The organism is Spongiactinospora sp. TRM90649 (assembly GCF_029382225.1).
Classification (GTDB): Bacteria; Actinomycetota; Actinomycetes; order Streptosporangiales; family Streptosporangiaceae; genus Spongiactinospora.
Map to the genome: position 1 here is coordinate 116,316 of NZ_JARLTC010000007.1, position 18,824 is coordinate 135,139.

Here is an 18,824-nt window from a genome sequence, read left to right on the forward strand (position 1 = left end):
CCCTCCGATCGCGTACCACCTCCGAATCGACCACGATCTCTCCCCCGGCCGCCGCGCTCCGCCGCGGTGGCAATCATGGGGGATTCGAGCATGCCCGATCTGAGCGACGTCTCCACCGGCCGCCCGGCGGCGACCGGTGACCGCCGCCGACGGGGACGGGCAGTGACTTCCGGCGGACGCTCCGGCGTCGTGTCCCACGGGAGCGTATGCGAGACGCACGGGGGTCCCCGGGGAATCCGGGGCCGTGCCCGCGCTTTCGGGGAAGCGCCCGTTGCCGGTCGAGCTCGCCGCGCCCACCCGGCCACCGATGGTGAAGCGGCCGGGTTCACGTCGGCGGACATACGTCAGCCGGGTCGCGCCGGGCGGGTTGCGTTCGGCTGGGATTAAGCCGGTTCGGCTACCAGGCCCGGGTCTGTTCGGCGTGGCCGGAGAGCCTCGCGACGTCTCGCGCGCCCTGACTGAGCAGGTGTTCGGCGAGGTCGGCGAGGGCTCGGCCGACGGCGATCTCGTCACCGATCTCGGCGACCGGTTCGTCGGCCGGGTTTCGGCGGGCGGCGCCCACGCCGACGTGTTCCTCGCCGGTCGTGGTGCTGAGCACGGCCCGCGCGGTCGTGTTCACCTCGTCTTCGGCGACCAGGATCTCGATGTTCCAGTTCTTCTCCGTCATGACCACCGCCCCCTCATTGCGCGGCGTGTTCCTTCTGCCCATGTTTTCCCCCTGCCCGCTGCGCATATGGCAAACCCGGTGTCGTGCCACGCGGCCGGGGAAGATGAGCCCGGGTGGAGGACAACGTCCAGATCGCCCTGCCGGACCTCCGGCTCCGGCTGCCGGGGCAGTTCGCGCTGCCGGAGAACTCCACCATGGTGGTGGCCTTCGCGCACGGCAGCGGGAGCGGCCGAAACAGCCCGCGCAACCAGTTCGTGGCCGAGGCGCTGAACGAGGCGGGCCTCGGCACGCTGCTGTTCGACCTGCTCACGCCGGACGAGAGCGAGGACCGGCTGAACGTCTTCAACATCCAACTACTGGCCTACCGGCTGGAACTCGTCACCGACTGGCTGCGCGCCCAGGCTCCCGACCTGCGGGTGGGCTACTTCGGGGCGAGCACGGGCGCCGCCGCCGCGCTGCAGGCGGCGAGCGAGCACGGCGCCGACGTGGCGGCCGTCGTCTCCCGGGGCGGACGGCCCGACCTCGCCGCCGACCGGCTCGGCCGGGTGCGCGCGCCCACGCTGCTGATCGTGGGCGGCGACGACACCGAGGTCGTCGAGCTGAACGCCGAGGCCATGCGGCACATGGAGGACACCGAGGTCCGCCTGGAGATCGTTCCCGGGGCCACGCACCTCTTCAAGGAGCCCGGCGCGTTGGAGGCGGTGGCCGCTCTCGCCCGCGACTGGTTCATCACACATTGACCCCATCTGTCCCTTATGTAACGGCCGGGCGCACCGGATCCGGCTCGGTGAGGTCGTGGGGCAGGCGCAGCCCCTCGCGCAGCGGGATCAGCTCCGAGTGCAGGACCATCGCGGCGGCCCCGACGGCCGGTGCGGTGGCCGCCGATCGGGACAGCCGGACGGTCACCGAGTGGGTGCGCGACGCGAAGGCCCGGTCCAGCTCGTCCTGCACCACGGGCAGGTAGACGGGCCCCGCCGTGGCGAGGCCGGGTCCGGTGAGGATCAGCAGCTCCAGGTCGATGACGGCGGCCAGCGTCCTGGCGAGCACGGCGAGGTGGCGGGCGGAGTCCTCAAGCAGCGCCAGAGCCGAGTCGTCCCCGCGCCGGGCGGCGCGGGCGAGAGCGGCGAAGTCGGCGGCGACGGAAGCCCCGGTCAGCCCGGCGCGCCCGGCCAGGGCCTGATCGGCTCGGGCGGCGGCGACCACGGCGGCCGGCCCGGCCATCGCCTCGGCGCAGCCGCGCGCCCCGCACCGGCACTCCGGGCCGTTCACGTCGAGGCAGATGTGCCCGATCTCGCCGGCGTTCCCGCTGGGCCCCCGGTGCGCGATCCCGTTGATCACCACCCCGGCTCCGATGCCAACGCCCACATACAGGACGGCGAACGTGGAGGTGCCGCCGACGACGCCCGACCAGTACTCGCCGAGGGCGGCGGCGGTCGCGTCGTTCTCCGTGATCACCGGCAGGCCGGTGGCGTCGGTCAGGGCCAGGCCGAGCCGCCGGTCCGCACGCCGGTACGTCCCCGCCGGGTTCGCCCGCACGCCGCCGCACGGCCCGGGGGACACCACGCCCACCCCGAGCACCCCCCGCCGATCGACGCCCACGCCCTCGATCAGGGTCTCGATCTCGGCGGCCATCCGCATGACCTCGACCCCCGCCCGGTCGTGGGCCGCCCCCGGGCGGGACATCCGCCCGATGATCGAACCGCCGAGGTCGGTCAGCACGTAGCTCAGTTGCGTGTGGTCGAGGTGCACGCCGATGGCGTGCCGCGCCGACCGGTTGAGCTGGAGCAGGGTGCGCGGCTTGCCGCCGGTGGACTCCGCCATCCCGGTCTCCCGCACCAGGCCGTCGTCGATGAGCCTGCGCACCACCACGGAGACCGTGGCGGCGGTGTAGCCGGTGGCGTCGGCGAGACCGGCCCGGCTGATCGTCCCCGCGGCCCGGATCACGTCGAGCACCGCGGACCTGGTGCTGGCGTGGTGCCTGGCGGGCTTGTTCACCGCGGCCTCCCGTCGTCGGCACAGTTTCCTGCGTTATCGGACGATAGCGGGGATACGCGCGGTGGCATGTCCCGCGCCGCTAGACTCGGCGTCGCCCTTCCGGCCCCGCTTCGTCGCCCGGCCCGGCACTCCGTTGACGTCGGTCCCGCCCCCGGCCGTCGCCTGAAAGGGAGTCCATGGCACATCCCTCCCGCTGCCCCGATGTCATCGGGCTGGTGCTCACCCGTCCGGTCCGCTCGCCCGGGGTCGAACCGCTCCGCATGGAGTTCGTCGCGGGCGTCGAGGAGGGGCTCGCGGAGCGCGAGATGCCGGTGCTGCTCAGCGTGGTCACCACCCACGAGGCGGAGATCGTGACCTACCGGCGCTGGGCGGCGCGGAAGCTGGTCGCTGCCGCCATCGTGGTGGACCTCGCGGAGGGGGATCGGCGTCCCGCCGTCCTGCGCGAGGTGGGGCTGCCCGCCGTGCTGGCCGGTGGGTGCGACGACGCCGAGACGGCGACGCCCGCCGTGCGCACGGACGAGCGGGGCGCGGCGGCGGAGGTGCTGGACCGCCTGCTGGCCCTCGGGCACCGTCGCATCGCCAGGGTCACCGGATCCGAGTCGCTGCTGCGGACCCGGGTTAGGACGGCCGCGCTCGTCGCGGGCTGCCTGACCGCCGGAATCGAGCCGCCCATGCTCGCCGCGGGCGACTGCTCCGAGAAGAGCGGAGCCCGCCTGACCGCCGCGCTGCTGCGCCGCGAGGACCGGCCGACGGCCGTCCTGTACGACGACGAGGTCCTGGCCGCCGGCGGGCTGGCCGCCGCGCGGTCGCTCGGCCTGGCCGTGCCCGGCCAGGTCAGCCTGGTCGCCTGGGACGACCTGGCGGTCTCCAGGCCGACCGCGCCGCCGCTCACCGTGATGAGCGTGGACGTCCACCGGTTCGGGCTGTCGGTCGCCGCGTCGATCCTCGAACTCGCCGACGGCCTTCCCGTCAGCGAACGCTGGTCCCCCGCCGCCACATACGTGCCACGCGGCACCACCGGCCCCGCTCCCGATGAGTCCGGGCGCGCGCCGGAGTCTCATTGGTGAACCCGGCCGCAGTACGGGGGCGGCCGGGATCTTCGAGAGGAGAGAACCATGGGACGACCAGTGGTGCACTTCGAGGTCATCGGGCGGAACCCGGCCGGGCTGCGGACCTACTACGGCGAGCTGTTCGGCTGGGAGTTCCAGGTGGGCGACGCGGTCAGCGACGCCGTCTCGTCGCCGGGCGAGTACGGGTTCGTGGACGGGAACACCACAGGGGGCATCAACGGCGGTGTGGCCGGAGGGCCGGACCACACCGAACGGGTCCTGTTCTACGTGGACGTGCCCGACGTCGAGGCCGCGCTGAGCCAGGCCGAACGGCTCGGCGGCAAGCGCCTGCTCGGCCCCGAGGGCTCGCCCGGCGACCTGGTGATCGGCCGCTTCACCGACCCCGAGGGGAACCTGATCGGCGTGGCCGGTCCGCGGTAGCGGCGGGCGGCGCGCCCGGCCGGGATGACTCCGTCAGAAGCCGGGGAGTTCGAGGCTGCCCGCCCAGGCGGGGAAGCCGAAGTCGTCCGACGGCGTCACCCGGCCGGTCTTGACGTCTACGCGGTAGGTGCGGTCGCCCAGGGTCGGGACTCCGCCCTTCCAGGGCCTGTCGATGTTGCTCGCGGAGACGATCACCTCGGTGGGCCCGACCCATCCCCCCGTCCGCATGGGGTGGATGGGGCCATCCGCCCGCAGCCGGACGATGTGCAGGACTTTCCCCGTCCAGGGGTCGATGGTGACCACGGTGTCGTTGGGCCGGCCGCTCCCGGGCTCCTTCCCGGACGATGTGACGCCGGTCTTCAGGCCGCTCAGGAACGACAGCGAGCTCCCGTCGCCGGACGGCACGCCGAACTCCTGCGGCTCGTCCTTGAGCGTCGGGAACGGGCGCACCTCGCCGTCGCCGCCGAGGCGGCCCAACCGGCGTTCCTCGCCGTCCCTGACCACGACCGTGAGGTCACCGGCGTCGTCGAGGGCCCGCACGTGCCAGCCGTCCGGGACCCGGGTGACCTCGCCGGTTTCGACCTTCACGATCACGTCGGGCCGGTCCTTGCGCCACATGGCCAGGCGGGAGCCGTCCGGCGAGAGGGTGATCAGCATCGGCTCGGCCACCAGTTCGGCGCGGGTGATCGGCACCGGCACGAGGCGCACCTGCCCGCCGTCCAGGTCGCGGACGGCGATCGCCCGGTCGCGCTCGCTGTAGTAGGCCACCCGCCGTCCGTCGGACGAGATGACCAGCGGGGCGTTGGTGTTCATGTACTCGTCGGCGGTCTGCTCGGTGTAGACGCTGAGCGCCTCCGGCATCCGGTACTTCCGGCCGTCGCGCGTCACGACGTTCCACTGCGCGCACTCCTTGGCGAACCGGTGCGTGTTCACCCCCGGCTTCCACTCCTCGCCGCACCAGTCGTAGTAGGCGTAACTCAGCGGCCCGACGCCGGAGGCCGGGAGCGTGTCGGTGACCTGGCTGGTGATGACGCCACGGCCCGCGCTGCCGGACGGCGCGACGCCGGCGAACGCCACGGCGGCGGCCATCGCGGCGACCGCCCCGGCGGTGGCCGAGGCGTACCCGGTGACACGACGACGGCGCCGGGCCTTGTGGAGCGCGCGCCCGGCGAGATCGACGGCGGGCGCTTCGTCGGCGACGGCGGTGAGGTGGTCGCGGAACGTGGTCATCGGCGGATCCCCTCTGGCTTGTGCGTCTCGGTGTCGTGGAGGAGGTGGGCGATGCCGGGGAGGAGCTCGCGCAGCCGGGCGAGCGCGTGGTGCGCCTGGCTCTTGACCGTTCCCGGTGAGCAGCCGAGCAGGTCCGCCGTCTCGTCCACGCTGCGGTCCTCGTAGTAGCGCAGCACGATGACGGCCCGCTGGCGTGGGGACAGCCGGGCGAGCGCCCGGCGCAGGTCGATCCGCTGTTCGGTGGTGTCGCCCGGATCGTGGGCGAGCTCCGGAGCGTCGCCCGAGGGGTACTCGGCCGAGCGCCGCCGCCTGCGCCAGGAGATGTGCTCGTTGATCAGGGCCTTGCGGGTGTACGCCTCGGGATTGCCTCCCCTGGCCAGCTTGGGCCAGTGCCGGGCGACCTTGACCAGGACGTCCTGGAGAAGATCCTCGGCGAGGTGGGCGTCTCCGGTGAGCAGGTAGGCGCTGCGGACCAGCGATTGCTGGCGTGCGCCCACGAACTCACGGAAGCCCTGGTAGCGGTCCATGGGTTCTCCCTTCGCCCTGAAGAACGCGGTGGGAGTGGCTTCAGGTTGGCCGCCGGGCGATGGAAAAGGGTAGCGAAAGTAACCCCATTGGGGTTATAAAAGGAGGTGTAACCCCTTCATAACCCCAATGGGGAGGCTGTTCGGGATGCCGAAGATCAACGTCTATCTGCCCGACGAGCTGGCCGAGGCGGTCAAGGCGTCCGGGGTGCCGGTCTCCGCCGTGTGCCAGCGGGCGCTTGAGCAGGCCGTCCGCCGGGTCACCGCGATCAGGGAGGTCATGGCCGGCGACCTCGCGGGCGACGACCTCGCCGCGCGATTCCCGCACTTCACCGCGCGCACGCGGGAGGTGCTGAAGCTGTCCGTGGCCGCCGCGCGGGAGGACGGGGCGGCCGAGGTGGGCACCGAGCACCTGCTCGGCGGCATGCTCGCCGAGGGCACCAACCTGGCCCTGCACGTGCTGCGCGCCGCCGAGATCGAGCCCGAGCAGGTCGGGCGGGCCCTGGCCGCGCAGACCTCCCGCTCAGGCGGCTCCGCCCCGCCGGAGACGCCGGACGGGGAGACGGCGCGCTTCAGCGGCCCGGCGGCCAACGCGCTGGAGATGGCCGTGGCCGAGGCGCACGGCCTGGGGCACAACTACATCGGGTGCGAGCACCTGCTGCTCGGCCTGATCGCCGAACCGGACGGCGCGGGCGGGCAGGTGCTCAGATCGCTGGGGGCGGAGGCACGGCTGACTCGGCGGGCCGTGGTCGCCGCGCTCGCGGGCTATGTACACCTTCGAGCGCAGGGGGCGGGGGCGGGGGCGGCAGCCACATCCGCGGACCCGGCCAAGGCACTGGCTGAGGCTGTCGGGCGGGCGGTCGAGCCGCTGGTGCGCCGCATCGAGCGACTGGAGGAGCGGCTCGATACGGGCTCCGGCGGATGAACGGATGGGTGGTCAGGGCCATACTGATCATCGCTGTCCTCGCTTGGATCATCACCATGCTGTGAGTCCTCAGGCCAGGGCCTCTTCGGCCACCGGTTCGCGCCCCGCCGCCCGGTCGCGGCGGTCTCCCGGCTCGCCCTGGTCGAACTGCGTACGGTACAGCTCCTCGTAACGCCCGCCCGCCGCCAGCAGCTCGGTGTGGGTGCCCCGCTCGACGACGCGGCCGTCCTCGATCACCAGGATCAGGTCGGCCGCGCGGACGGTGGACAGCCGGTGGGCGATCACCACGGCCGTGCGCCCGGCGAGCGCCTCGCCCAGCGCCTCTTGGACCGCCGCCTCGGAGGTGGAGTCGAGGTGGGCGGTCGCCTCGTCGAGGATGACGACCTTCGGCCGGGCCAGCAGCAGGCGGGCGATCGTCAGGCGCTGGCGCTCGCCGCCGGACAGCCGGTAGCCGCGCTCGCCCACCACGGTGCCGAGCCCGTCGGGCAGGGCGGCGACCAGGTCGTCGAGACGGGCCCGGCGCAGGGCGTCCCACAGTTCCTCGTCGGTGGCGCCGGGACGGGCGAGCCGCAGGTTGGCCCGCACGGTGTCGTGGAACAGGTGGCCGTCCTGGGTGACCATGCCCAGCGTGTCGCGGATGGTGTCGGCGGTGAGGTCGCGCACGTCGGCGCCGTTGAGCCGCACCGCGCCCGAGTCGACGTCGTAGAGACGCGGGACGAGCTGCGCGATCGTGGACTTGCCCGCCCCCGAGGAGCCGACCAGGGCCACCATCTGGCCCGGCTCGGCGCGGAACGAGACGTCGTGGAGCACCTGCACGCCGCCCCGGGTGTCGAGGGTGGCGACCTCCTCCAGCGAGGCCAGCGACACCTTTTCGGCCGACGGGTAGGCGAAGCCGACATTGTCGAACTCGACCGACACCGGGCCGTCAGGGACCTCGGTCGCGCCCTTCCGCTCGGCGATCAGCGGCTTGAGGTCGAGGATCTCGAAGACCCGCTCGAAGCTGACCAGCGCGGTCATCACCTCGACGCGGGCGCTGGCCAGCGCGGTCAGCGGCGTGTAGAGGCGGGTGAGCAGCAGGGCCAGCGAGACCACCGCGCCGGTGTCGAGCGCGCCGCGCAGCGCCAGGAAGCCGCCCAGGCCGTAGACCAGGGCCAGCGCCAGGGCGGACACCAGCGTGAGCGCGGTGATGAAGGTCGTCTGGACCATGGCGGTGCGGACCCCGATGTCGCGCACCCGCCGGGCGCGGCCCGCGAACTCGGCCGACTCGTCGCGCGGACGGCCGAACAGCTTGACCAGCGTGGCCCCGGGAGCGGAGAAGCGCTCGGTCATCTGGGTGCCCATCGCGGCGTTGTGGTCGGCGGCCTCCCGCTCCAGGCTCGCCAGCCGCTTGCCCATCAGCCGCGCGGGCAGCACGAACACCGGGAGCAGGACCAGCGCGAGCAGCGTGATCTGCCAGGAGATCTGGATCATCACCACCAGCGTGAGCACCAGCGTCACGATGTTGTTGACCACCCCGGACAGCGTGTCGCTGAACGCCCGCTGCGCGCCGATCACGTCGTTGTTCAACCGGCTGACCAGCGCGCCGGTGCGGGTGCGGGTGAAGAACGCGATCGGCATCCGCTGCACGTGGTCGAACACGGTGCGGCGCAGGTCGAGGATCAGCCCCTCGCCGATGCTCGACGACAGCCAGCGCGACACCAGCCCGAGCCCGGCCTCGGCCAGGGCGATCACGGCGATCAGCACCGCCAGGGTGACGACCGTGCCGGCCGCCGCGCTCTTCTCGATGGCGTCGACGACCTGCCCGGCGAGGATCGGGGTGGCCACGGCCAGCACCGCCATCACGACGCCGAGCCCGAGGTACCAGGCCAGCATGCGGCGGTGGGGGCGGGCGAAGCCCGCGATCCTGCGCAACGTCGCCATGGAGAACGGCCGCTGGTCGGACTGGGCGTGCATCGCGTTGTACAGCGAATGCCAGGCGGTGACTTCCATGTCCATGTGGCGAACCCTTCCAGATAGCTCCGACAAAAACGGAAGCTACGACCTCAAGCTAAGTTCAGGTCAACCCGTGGCAAGTGCCGCTTATATCCTGTTTGCCGGAAACATCTGGACATGGAGGCATGACGCCGTGCGCGATCCGAACTGATGCCGGGCGTGCTCGCGGCGTTCGTCGCCCTGTTCGCCGTGGCCCTGCTGGGCTACGTGGTCGGCGCCCTCGGCGTCCTGCGCCTAGAGGACGAGCGGGTGCTGTCGCGCCTGGCCTTCTTCGTCGCCACCCCGGCACTGCTCTTCCACACAGTCGCCACCGCCGACCTGGGCTCGATCTTCTCGCCCATCCTGATCACCAACGTCGCGGGGGTGGCCGTCGGCCAGCTCGCCTACGTGCTGGTGGCCAGGCTGCTCTGGAAGCGCGACCGGCGCGAGACCACCGTCGGCGTCATCGCCACCACCTACGTGAACGCCGGCATCCTGGGCATCGCGGTCAGCGTCTACGCGCTCGGCGACGGCGCGCTGATCGTGCCCGTGGTGCTGTTCCAGCTCCTGGTGCTGGCCCCGATCATCTTCCTGTTGCTGGAACCGCCGTCCACCGACCGGTCGCTGCGGCGGGCCCTGCTGCTCCCGGTGCGCAACCCGCTGACCGTCGCCTCACTGCTCGGCCTGCTGACCGCCGTCACCGGGCTGCACGTGCCCGACGTGCTGATGCGCCCGGTCGAACTCGTCGGCGCGGCGGCGGTGCCGGTCATCCTGATCGCCTACGGCGTCAGCCTGAGCGGCCCCGGCACCCGCGAGATGGCCAGGGAGGGCGGCCGGGACGTGGTGCTCGCCGTCTTCCTCAAGACCGTCGTGGTGCCCGCCGTCGCCTACCTGGTCGCCCGGCACGCGCTCGGCCTGGAGGGCACCATGCTGCTGGCCGCCACCCTCTTCGCCGCCCTGCCCACCGCCCAGAACGTCTACGTCTACGCCCTGCACTTCGGCGCGGCCACCAACCTCGCCCGCGGCGCCATCTTCGTCAGCACCCTGGTCTCCATCCCCCTGATGGCCCTGCTCACCGCACTGCTCGGCTGACCCGCAGGATCAGCCGCCGGCCGTCGCGAGTGCCGGACTCGACGGCCTCATGGGCCTCGCGGGCCCTCTCCAGGTTCATCACCCGGGTGCCGAGGCGCAGGCCGGCGGTGAGTTCGGCGTTGATCCACTCGGCGGCCTCGGCGAGTTCCTCGGTGGTGGCCAGGCTGATCACGAAGCCGATGATCGAACGGTCGTGGACATAGAGCGGCCCCGCGTCGAGCGGGGCCGGGTCGCCGCCGAGCCCGGCCATGACCAGCACGCGGCCCCGGACCGCCAGGGTGGGGACGGCCTGCCCCGGCGGGGTGCGCCCGGTGGTGTCGCAGTAGACGTCGACGCCGTCGGGCGCCAGCTCGGCCAGCGCCGCCAGCGCCGCCCTGGGGTCGGCCGACGTGGAGTCGATGACCGTGTGGGCGCCGAAGGCCCGGCAGGTCTCGGCCTTGGCCGCGCCCCGGGCGGAGGCGATCACACGTGCGCCCAGCCCGGCGGCCAGGCGGATCAGGCAGCGCCCCACAGCGCCGTTGCCGCCCTCGACGAACAGTGTCTCGCCGGGCCGCAGCCGGGCGTGGTGCACCAGACCGGTGTAGGCCGTGGCGGCCGGGTGCAGCACGGCCACCGCCTCCAGCGGATCGACGCCCTCGGGCAGCGGGTAGAGCCGGTCGGCGGGCACGCACGCCAGCTCGGCCGACGCGCCCTGGCGGCCGTCGTGGCCGAGGCTGTTGGTCCACACCCAGGTGTCGGACTCGACCGTCTTGCCGACCAGGTCGCGGCCGAGCACCAGCGGCAGCGGGACCGGTGTGGCGTAGGCGCCGGACCGGACGAAGGTGTCGACGCCGTCGACCGCCGCCGCGGCCACCCGCACGGCCACCTCGCCCGGCCCGCACCGCGGGTCGGGCAGCTCGCCGTACCGGATCTCGCTCGCGGGGCCCAGCCGCTCGACGTAAGCAGCGCGCATCAGCGCCCTCCTGGCAGCACTCCCTGGACTCTCATCATGATGATCTCAATGGGTCGTGTCCCACCGACATGAGGGCGTGCCGCCACGTGTCGTCGGACACGGCGTCGGGCGGCGCCCCGGCCAGCAGGTCGGCCACGTGGTCGATCGTGCGGCGCATTACCACGAGATCGTTGCCGGTGAGATCGACCTTCCGTTTGCCGAGGACGTGCAGCACGCCCCGGCCGAGCCCTTCGATGCCGAGGTCGGGGCCGGGCTCGAAGGCCTCCTCTCCCGCGGCGTCGGTGAGCAGCCACGCGCGCAGCTCCTCGGACGTCATGTTGACGATTCCGTGGAAATCCCGCCAGAGCCGTTCCAGCTCCGGGTCGTTTCGATCGGCCATCGTGCCTCCCCCCACACCTGTCGCGACTACCCCCCGGTCAGTGGGGCAACCATCAGCGATAACCCGTGACATCGGCGGGTTTGCCGGGATCCTGCACCTCGACCAGGTAGCGCCAGGCATCGGGGCGGCTGCCGTCGACGTCGGTGAACCCGTAGATCTGGGCGAGGCCGCCGCTGGACAGCGACGCGCCGTTCCACCTGGCCAGATCGGGGTCGGTGGCGAGCGCCACCACCGCGCGCCCGGTGAACGCGGGCGTCTCGGAGATCGCGAAGTGCGGGACCTCGGTGAGGGCGTCGCGCCAGTTGGCCTCGGTGACGCCGTAGATGTCGAGCATGGCCTCCGAGCGCAGCCAGCCTGGGGACAGCGCCACCGCCGTGCCGCCGTGTTCGCGCAGCTCGTGGGCCTGTGTGAAGGCCAGCCGGAGCGCGGCGGTCTTGGTGAGGTCGTAGAAGGTGTTGATCCGGTAGTTGGCCGCGTTGTACTCGGCGGTGCCGTCGGTGACCTCGACCACCAGCCCGCCGGGACGCCTGATCAGCAGGGGGAGCAGGTGGTGGCTGGTGATGACGTGGGTGTCGATGGTCAGGCGGAGCATGCGCAGGCCGTCGTCGAGGGAGTGCTCCCAGACCGGGGTGTTCCACTTGGCCAGGTGGTCGCCGCCGAAGATGTCGTTGACCAGGATGTCGAGCCGCCCGTGGTCGCGATCGACGCGCTCGGCCAGCGCCCGCACCTGCTCGGGCTCCAGGTGGTCGACCCGCACCGGGATGCCGGTGCCGCCCGCCGCGGTGACCAGCTCGGCGGTCTCCTCGATGGTCTCCGGGCGGTTCATCTCCGAACGCCCTTCGCGGGTGGACCGGCCGGTCACGTAGACCGTGGCCCCCGCCGAGCCCAGCTCGACGGCGATGCCCCTGCCGCCGCCCCGGGTTCCGCCGGTGACCACCGCGACCTTGCCTGACAGTGCTCTGCTCATGTCCCGAGGATGTCAAACGACTCCGACAGATTCGCCGCACGAGCGCGCCGTCCCGATCGAACAGGACGGCAAGCGCAGGGTGAAATCCGGCAAATCAACATTTCTCGCCACAATCTCTGCACTACCCGTCACGGAGCCGGGGTAACGAACCACACAGAGTGACGCGTGCCGGACCTACGAGAACCATGGCCGGGGAGGCCGTGTATGCGCTTTCTGGGAATCAACGCCATATTTCATGATCCGGCCGCCGCGCTGGTGATCGACCGCGAGATCGTCGCCGCCGCCGAGGAGGAACGCTTCAGCAGGCGCAGACACGGCAAACGCCCGGTCCCCTTCGCCTCCTGGGAACTCCCAGAGCAGGCGGTCGTCGCATGGTTCCAGGGCCGCGCCGAGTACGGCCCGCGCGCCCTCGGTCACCGCTCGCTGCTCGCCCACCCCGGGCACCGCGCCAACGCCGGACGATTGAACGACCTCAAAGGCCGGGAGCGGTTCCGCCCGCTCGCGCCCATGGTGGCGGCCGAACGAGCGGCCGACCTGTTCGGGCGCGGCCCGGCCGTCAGCCCCTACATGCTCTTCGTCCACGACGTGCGCCCGGAGTGGCGCGACCGTATCCCGGCCGTCGTGCACCTGGACGGCACGGCCCGGATCCAGACTGTTGACCGCGCGGCAGAGCCACTGCCGGCCCGGCTGCTGAGTGAGTTCGAGGCCAGGACCGGGCTGCCCGTCGTGGTCAACGCCGGTCTCGAAGCGGCGGGCCGCCCGATGGCGGACGACCCGCGCGACGCGCTCGAATGCTTCGCCTCCGCCTCCGCCCCCGTGGGCGTGCTGGTGCTCGGGCCCTACGTGGTGCGCCGGACGGAGGTGTTCGCGTCGTGAACGCGCTGCACCGGACGGCGGATCGCCGTCCGGTCTCGGTCAAGGAGGCGATCACGTGATAGTCGATCTGGTTTCCGAGCACGCCGACCCGCTGGCCGCCATCGGGTCGGCGGTCACGGGAGGCCAGAACGTGCACGTCGCGGGGCTGGCCGGGGCGCTCGCCGCCCGGGGGCACACGGTGACCGTGCACACCCGGCGCACGTCGCCGGATCAGCCGGGATCGGCGGCGATGGCCGAGGGCGTGACGGTGGAGTACGTTCCGGCGGGCCCCGCCGTACCGCTGCCCAAGCACGAGCTGCTGCGCCACATGCCCGCCTTCGCCGGGCACCTGGCCCGGCGCTGGGCCGCCGACCGGCCCGACGTGGTGCACGCCCACTTCTGGATGAGCGGCCTGGCCGCGCTGGCCGCCGCCCGTGGCGTGTCCGTGCCGGTGGTGCAGACCTACCACGCGCTCGGCACGGTGAAGCGCCGCTGGCAGGGGGTCGCCGACCCGAGCCCGCCGCAGCGGGTGAAGGCCGAGACCGACATCGGCATGCGCGCCGACGCGATCGTGGCCACCTGCCACGACGAGGCCGAGGAACTGCGCGCGATGGGCGTGTCCATGTCGCGGGTCCGCGTGGTGCCGTGCGGCGTGGACCTGGACCTGTTCCGCCCCGACGGCCCGATCGCCCCCAGGGACGGCGACCGGTGCCGGGTGCTCAGCATCGGCAGGCTCGTCCCGCGCAAGGGCGTGGACACCCTGGTCGAGGCGCTGCGCGACGTGCCGCACGCGGAACTGGTGATCGCCGGGGGCGGCCCGGACGACGAGGAAGTGCGACGGCTGGCCCGGCTGGCCGCGCGGCGGGCCGTCGCCGACCGGGTGCGGCTGCTCGGCGGCGTCGCCCGCGCGGACGTGCCCGCGCTGATGCGCTCCGCCGACGTGCTGGTCACCGTGCCCTGGTACGAGCCCTTCGGCATGGTCCCGCTGGAGGCGATGGCCTGCGGGGTGCCGGTGATCGCCTCGGCGGTGGGCGGTCACCTTGACACCGTGACCGGCTGCGGGCTGCTGGTACCGCCGCGCCGTCCGCGCGTGCTCGCCCGCGCGCTGCGCGACCTGCTGGACGACCCGGGCCTGCGGGCCGTCCTGGAGAAGTCGGGCGAGCGCCGGGTCCAGGCCAGGTACGGCTGGCCCAAGGTGGCCGAGGCCGTGGAGACCGTCTACGTCAACGTGCTCAGCGCCCGGCGGCGGCGCCCGGCCACCGCATGACCCGCGCCATATGACCGAGAGTGCCATATGACCGAGAGTGAGGGAGAACATCGTGCTGGGAAACATCGACGTCCAAGCGCCCACCGGCGATCACGACCGTATCGTCGCCGTCGTCGCCGATCGGGTGGTGCCTCCCGACACGGAGACGTCATGGCCGTGACCCGGCCGGTTCTGGTCGCGCTGCGCGCGCTCGGGCTCGGGGACCTGCTCACCGCCGTCCCCGCGCTGCGGGCGCTGCGCCGCGCCCATCCCCGGCACCTCATCACGCTGGCCGCGCCGTCCTCGCTGCGCCCGCTGCTGCCGCTGATCGGCGCGGTGGACGACCTGCTCCACACCACCGGCACCGGTCCGGTTCCCGTCGAACGCGCCGACGTGGCCGTCAACCTGCACGGCATGGGCCCGCAGAGCACGACGGCGCTGCGGCGCGTCCACCCCGGCCTGCTGCTCTCGCACGCCCACCCGGCGCTGCCCGAGGTGGAAGGCCCGCAGTGGCGGGCCGACCTGCACGAGGTGCGCCGCTGGTGCGCGATGCTCGACTGGTACGGCATCGCCACCGACCCCGGCGACCTCGCCCTCGACCTGCGCGTGGAACGCCGCGACGCGACCGCGATCGTGCACCCGGGCGCGGCGTCCCCGGCCAGGAGATGGCCACCGCGCCGCTACGCCGAGCTGGCGGCCGAGCTGAACGCGGACGGCCTGCGCGTGCTGATCACCGGGAGCGTCGCCGAACGCGTCCTGGCCAGGCAGGTCGCCGACCTGGCCGGCCTGCCCGGCGACCGGGTGCTCGCCGGGCGCACCGGGCTGGGCGAGCTGGCCGTCCTGGTGGCCAGGGCCCGGCTGGTGGTCAGCGGTGACACCGGGATCGCGCACCTGGCGGTGGCCATGGACACGCCGTCCGTGATGATCTGCGGGCCGATCTCCCCCGCGCTGTGGGGGCCGCCGCCCGGCAGGGACCGCCACGTCGCGCTGTGGGCGGGCCGCACCGGCGACCCGCACGCCGCCCGTCCCGATCAGGGCCTGCTGGACATCGGGGTCAGGCAGGTGGCCGCCGCCGCGCAGGACGTGCTCGCCACCGTTGGACACGCCCGCCGAACCGACGAGGTGAGGACATGACGCCAGGCACCGTGGTCGTGACCGGCGGGGCCGGGTTCCTCGGCTCCCACCTGTGCGAGCGCATGCTGACCAGGGGCGCGCGGGTGATCTGCATGGACAACTTCCTGACCGGCACCCCGGCGAACGTCGAGCACCTGTTCGGCGATCCGTGTTTCCGCCTGGTGGACTGCGACCTGACCGGGTTCGTGCACGTCCCCGGCAATGTGGACATGGTGCTGCACTTCGCGTCGGCGGCCTCGCCGGTCGACTACCTGCGCCATCCGATCGAGACGCTGAAGGTCGGCAGCCTGGGCACCCTGCACGCGCTGGGCCTGGCCAAGGACAAGGGCGCCCGTTTCGTACTGGCCTCGACCAGCGAGGTCTACGGCGACCCGCTGGAGCATCCGCAGCGGGAGACCTACTGGGGCAACGTCAACCCGGTCGGCCCGCGCAGTGTCTACGACGAGGCCAAGCGTTTCGCCGAGGCGCTGACCACCGCCTACCGCCACTCGCACGGCGTGGACACCGGCATCGTGCGCATCTTCAACACCTACGGCCCCAGGATGCGCGTCTCCGACGGCCGGGCCATCCCGACCTTCGTCGGCCAGGCGCTGCGCGGCGAGCCGATCACCGTGACCGGCGACGGCGCGCAGACCAGGTCGGTCTGCTACGTGGACGACACGATCGCGGGCGTGCTCGCGCTGGCCGAGAGCGGCCTGGCCGGGCCGGTCAACATCGGCGGTCCCGACGAGATGACCATGCTCGGTCTGGCCGGGCTGATTCGCGATCTGGCCGGGTCGTCGTCGCCGATCAGGCTGATCGAGCCTGCCGCCGACGACCCGCGGATACGGCGTCCGGACACCACGCTCGCCGAGCAGAAGCTCGGCTGGCGGCCGAAGGTGCCCGTGGAGGAGGGGCTGCGCAGGACCATCGCGTGGTTCGCGGCCGAACCGGCGGCCGAGCCGGTCGCCTGAAGGGGAGATGACATGCGTGTAGTGGTGGTGGGAGGGACGGGCAACGTCGGGACCAGCGTGGTCGCGGCACTGGCCGCCGATCCCCAGGTCACGTCGGTGCTGGGGCTGGCGCGGCGGATGCCGTCGTGGCGTCCGGCGAAGGTCGAGTGGAGCCGGGCCGACGTGTCCGCGGACGACCTGATGCCCGCCTTCGAGGGCGCCGACGCCGTGGTCAACCTGGCCTGGCTCTTCCAGCCGACCCGGGACCCGGTGCTGACCTGGCGCAACAACGTGCTCGGCGCGATCCGCGTGTTCGGGGCCGCGGCCGACGCCCGGGTGCCGGTGCTGGTCCACGCCTCGTCGGTGGGCGCGTACTCGCCGGGCCCGAAGGACAGGCCGGTCTCCGAGACGTACCCCACCCACGGGTGGCCGCGTGCCGCGTATTCGCGGGAGAAGTCCTATCTGGAGCGCGTCCTGGACACCTTCGAGCTGAAGCACCCGGACATCCGGGTCGTCCGGATGCGGCCGGCGTTCATCTTCAAGCGGGAGGCGTCGGCCGAGCAGCGCCGGCTGTTCGCCGGGCCGTTCGTGCCGCAGCGGCTGGCCAGGCCGGAGCTGATCCCGATCGTGCCGGACGCGCCGGGGCTGGTCTTCCAGGCCGTCCACGGCGACGACGTGGGCGAGGCCTACCGGCTCGCCGTCACCAAGGACGTCTCCGGCGCCTTCAACCTGGCGGCGGACCCGGTCGTCGATCCCGCCGTGCTGGCCGACCTGCTGGGCGCCAAGACCGTGCCGGTGCCCGGCTTCATGCTGACCGGGCTGGTCGCGGCGATCTGGCGGCTGCGGCTGGTGCCCGCCTCGCCCGGCCTGGTGGACCTGGTGCTGAAGTTGCCGGTGATGGACGTGGCACGTGCCCACCACGTGCTGGGCTGGCGGCCCCGGCACTCGGCGGTGGACGCACTGCGCGCGTTCGCGTCCGGGCTGCGCGACCGGGACGGGATGGACACGCCGCCGCTGGCCCCGCCGTCCGGTGGCAGGGCCGGAGAGGTCACGAGCGGCGTGGGCGGCGCCCCCTGACCGGAGATCAGGGGGTGAGCAGGACCTTGATGGCCCGGTCCTGCTTCTTCTGGAAGATCTCGTAGCCGTGCGGGGCCTGGTCCAGCGGCAGGATGTGGGTGGCCAGGTCCTCGGTGCCGAGCGGGTCGTAGTCGTCGGTCACCAGCGGCAGCAGGGTGTCCATCCAGCGCTTGACGTGGGCCTGCCCCATTCGCAGCGAGACGCCCTTGTCGAACATCCGCAGCATCGGCAGCGGGTCGGCCATGCCGCCGTAGACGCCGATCACCGAGATCGTGCCGCCGCGCCGCACCACGTCGACGGCCCGGTTGAACGCGGCCAGGCGGTCCACGCCCGCCGTGGTCATCATCGGCGCGGCGACCTTGTCCGGCAGCAGGCCGGTCAGCCGCTGGGCCATGTGCGCGACGGGCGATCCGTGCGCCTCCATGCCGACGGCGTCGATCACCCCCTCGGTGCCGCGCCCCTTGGTGAGATCCCGGACGGCCTCGCCGACGTCGTCCACCGCCGAGGCGTCCACGACCTCCGCGCCGTGCCGCTGGGCCATCGACAGCCGCTCGGGCACCCGGTCCACGCCGATCACCCGCAGCCCCCGGTGGCGGGCGACGCGGCAGCACATCTGCCCGATGGGCCCCAGGCCCAGCACGGTGAGGTCGCCGCCCCGCGACACGCCCGCGTACTCGACTGCCTGCCAGGCGGTGGGCAGCACGTCGGACAGGTAGACGAACCGCTCGTCCGGCGGCCCCTCCGGCACCTTGACCGGCCCGAACTGGGCCTGCGGGACCCGCAGGTACTCCGCCTGACCGCCCGGCACCTCCCCGTAGAGCTTGGTGTAGCCGAACAGCGCCCCGCCCATGCCGTGGTCGCGGACCTGCGTGGTCTCGCACTGCGCGAACAGCGCGCGTTCGCACATGAAGCAGTGCCCGCAGGATATGTTGAACGGGATCACCACCCGGTCGCCGGGTTTGATCTGGGCGACCTCCGCGCCGACCTCCTCCACGATGCCCATGGCCTCGTGGCCGAGGATGTCGCCCTCGCCCATGAACGGCCCGAGCACCTCGTACAGGTGCAGGTCGGAGCCGCAGATGCCGGTCGTGGTGACCTTGATGACGGCGTCGGTGGGCTCCTTGATCGCCGGATCGGTCACCTCGTCGACCCGCACGTCGCGTTTGCCGTGCCAGGTGACTGCCTTCATGGTTGACTCCTCATCCCGGCCAGGACCAGCCGCTGATCTCGGGCGGGTCCTCGCCGTGTTCTCGTGTGTACGCGCGGGCGCGCAGCCGCGCGTCCACCATTCGCCGCCGCAGGTGCGCGGCCGTCGCACCGATGCCCGGCACCCGGTCGATCACGTCCATGACCAGGTGGTCTCGGGTCAGCAGGGGATTGTCCAGCAG

At 72.7% G+C, this 18,824-nt stretch carries 18 protein-coding genes and 2 pseudogenes; 10 read left to right on the forward strand and 10 right to left on the reverse strand.

Annotated elements, in window-relative coordinates; all coding sequences use genetic code 11:
• Nucleotides 1–397: 397 nt before the first annotated feature.
• Nucleotides 398–709: a DUF1876 domain-containing protein gene (locus P3X83_RS09730; protein ID WP_277304593.1), complete on the reverse strand. Its 312-nt coding sequence runs from the start codon at nt 707–709 to the stop codon at nt 398–400.
• A 71-nt stretch (nt 710–780) separates the two neighbouring features.
• Between P3X83_RS09730 and P3X83_RS09735 the strand changes: the two genes are divergently transcribed.
• Nucleotides 781–1,407 carry an alpha/beta fold hydrolase gene (locus tag P3X83_RS09735; protein WP_277304594.1) on the forward strand — a complete coding sequence of 209 codons (627 nt, stop codon included), beginning with the start codon at nt 781–783 and terminating at the stop codon, nt 1,405–1,407.
• A gap of 13 nt (nt 1,408–1,420) precedes the next feature.
• On the opposite strand, the gene P3X83_RS09740 is transcribed toward P3X83_RS09735, so the two are convergent.
• Nucleotides 1,421–2,662 carry an ROK family transcriptional regulator gene (locus tag P3X83_RS09740; RefSeq protein WP_277304595.1) on the reverse strand — a complete coding sequence of 414 codons (1,242 nt, stop codon included), beginning with the start codon at nt 2,660–2,662 and terminating at the stop codon, nt 1,421–1,423.
• A 176-nt stretch (nt 2,663–2,838) separates the two neighbouring features.
• On the opposite strand from P3X83_RS09740, the gene P3X83_RS09745 reads away from it, so the two are divergent.
• Both P3X83_RS09745 and P3X83_RS09750 read left to right on the forward strand, forming a co-directional pair.
• A complete protein-coding gene (locus P3X83_RS09745; RefSeq protein ID WP_277304596.1) occupies nt 2,839–3,729 on the forward strand; it encodes a substrate-binding domain-containing protein in 891 nt (296 codons plus the stop codon).
• 48 nt (nt 3,730–3,777) lie between these two features.
• A complete protein-coding gene (locus P3X83_RS09750) occupies nt 3,778–4,152 on the forward strand; it encodes a VOC family protein (RefSeq protein ID WP_277304597.1) in 375 nt (124 codons plus the stop codon).
• 33 nt (nt 4,153–4,185) lie between these two features.
• On the opposite strand, the gene P3X83_RS09755 is transcribed toward P3X83_RS09750, so the two are convergent.
• Nucleotides 4,186–5,382: a hypothetical protein gene (locus P3X83_RS09755; protein WP_277304598.1), complete on the reverse strand. Its 1,197-nt coding sequence runs from the start codon at nt 5,380–5,382 to the stop codon at nt 4,186–4,188.
• Complete coding sequence (locus P3X83_RS09760; protein WP_277304599.1) at nt 5,379–5,909, reverse strand: SigE family RNA polymerase sigma factor; 531 nt, start codon at nt 5,907–5,909, stop codon at nt 5,379–5,381. The genes P3X83_RS09755 and P3X83_RS09760 overlap by 4 nt, the downstream gene beginning before the upstream one ends.
• A gap of 145 nt (nt 5,910–6,054) precedes the next feature.
• Between P3X83_RS09760 and P3X83_RS09765 the strand changes: the two genes are divergently transcribed.
• Nucleotides 6,055–6,831: a Clp protease N-terminal domain-containing protein gene (locus tag P3X83_RS09765; protein ID WP_277304600.1), complete on the forward strand. Its 777-nt coding sequence runs from the start codon at nt 6,055–6,057 to the stop codon at nt 6,829–6,831.
• A 69-nt stretch (nt 6,832–6,900) separates the two neighbouring features.
• Here P3X83_RS09765 and P3X83_RS09770 read toward each other — a convergent pair whose 3' ends face one another.
• Entirely contained in the window at nt 6,901–8,826 is a 1,926-nt protein-coding gene (locus tag P3X83_RS09770) for an ABC transporter ATP-binding protein (protein ID WP_277304601.1), read from the reverse strand.
• A 147-nt stretch (nt 8,827–8,973) separates the two neighbouring features.
• On the opposite strand from P3X83_RS09770, the gene P3X83_RS09775 reads away from it, so the two are divergent.
• Nucleotides 8,974–9,894: an AEC family transporter gene (locus P3X83_RS09775; protein WP_277304602.1), complete on the forward strand. Its 921-nt coding sequence runs from the start codon at nt 8,974–8,976 to the stop codon at nt 9,892–9,894.
• On the opposite strand, the gene P3X83_RS09780 is transcribed toward P3X83_RS09775, so the two are convergent.
• The 3 genes from P3X83_RS09780 to P3X83_RS09790 are packed head-to-tail and all read right to left on the reverse strand — an operon-like array spanning nt 9,875 to nt 12,192.
• On the reverse strand, nt 9,875–10,846 hold the full coding sequence (locus P3X83_RS09780) for an NADPH:quinone reductase (protein WP_277304603.1): 972 nt from the start codon (nt 10,844–10,846) through the stop codon (nt 9,875–9,877). The genes P3X83_RS09775 and P3X83_RS09780 overlap by 20 nt on opposite strands.
• Before the next feature lie 34 nt (nt 10,847–10,880).
• Nucleotides 10,881–11,225 (reverse strand): DUF3140 domain-containing protein, encoded by a 345-nt coding sequence (locus P3X83_RS09785; protein WP_277304604.1) that lies wholly within the window; start codon nt 11,223–11,225, stop codon nt 10,881–10,883.
• A gap of 52 nt (nt 11,226–11,277) precedes the next feature.
• A complete protein-coding gene (locus P3X83_RS09790; protein ID WP_277304605.1) occupies nt 11,278–12,192 on the reverse strand; it encodes an SDR family oxidoreductase in 915 nt (304 codons plus the stop codon).
• Between the two features lie 360 nt (nt 12,193–12,552).
• Here P3X83_RS09790 and P3X83_RS09795 point away from each other — a divergent pair.
• The 5 genes and pseudogenes from P3X83_RS09795 to P3X83_RS09815 form a co-directional block, all read left to right on the forward strand.
• Nucleotides 12,553–13,068 (forward strand): annotated as a pseudogene (locus P3X83_RS09795) (carbamoyltransferase C-terminal domain-containing protein); the annotation flags it as partial.
• A gap of 55 nt (nt 13,069–13,123) precedes the next feature.
• Nucleotides 13,124–14,314: a glycosyltransferase gene (locus tag P3X83_RS09800; protein WP_277304606.1), complete on the forward strand. Its 1,191-nt coding sequence runs from the start codon at nt 13,124–13,126 to the stop codon at nt 14,312–14,314.
• Nucleotides 14,315–14,464: 150 nt separating this feature from the next.
• Entirely contained in the window at nt 14,465–15,427 is a 963-nt protein-coding gene (locus tag P3X83_RS09805; RefSeq protein ID WP_277304607.1) for a glycosyltransferase family 9 protein, read from the forward strand.
• Nucleotides 15,424–16,380 (forward strand): UDP-glucuronic acid decarboxylase family protein, encoded by a 957-nt coding sequence (locus P3X83_RS09810; RefSeq protein WP_277304608.1) that lies wholly within the window; start codon nt 15,424–15,426, stop codon nt 16,378–16,380. Before P3X83_RS09805 ends, P3X83_RS09810 begins: the two co-directional genes overlap by 4 nt.
• A gap of 12 nt (nt 16,381–16,392) precedes the next feature.
• Nucleotides 16,393–17,436, forward strand: coding sequence for an NAD-dependent epimerase/dehydratase family protein (locus P3X83_RS09815; RefSeq protein ID WP_277304609.1), 1,044 nt, complete (start codon nt 16,393–16,395; stop codon nt 17,434–17,436).
• Between the two features lie 7 nt (nt 17,437–17,443).
• Here the strand turns inward: P3X83_RS09815 and P3X83_RS09820 are convergent, their stop codons facing one another.
• Together P3X83_RS09820 and P3X83_RS09825 are read right to left on the reverse strand one after the other, a co-directional pair.
• Nucleotides 17,444–18,625 carry a zinc-dependent alcohol dehydrogenase gene (locus tag P3X83_RS09820; RefSeq protein WP_277304610.1) on the reverse strand — a complete coding sequence of 394 codons (1,182 nt, stop codon included), beginning with the start codon at nt 18,623–18,625 and terminating at the stop codon, nt 17,444–17,446.
• A gap of 10 nt (nt 18,626–18,635) precedes the next feature.
• Nucleotides 18,636–18,806: pseudogene (locus P3X83_RS09825) on the reverse strand (hypothetical protein); the annotation flags it as partial.
• Nucleotides 18,807–18,824 lie beyond the last annotated feature (18 nt).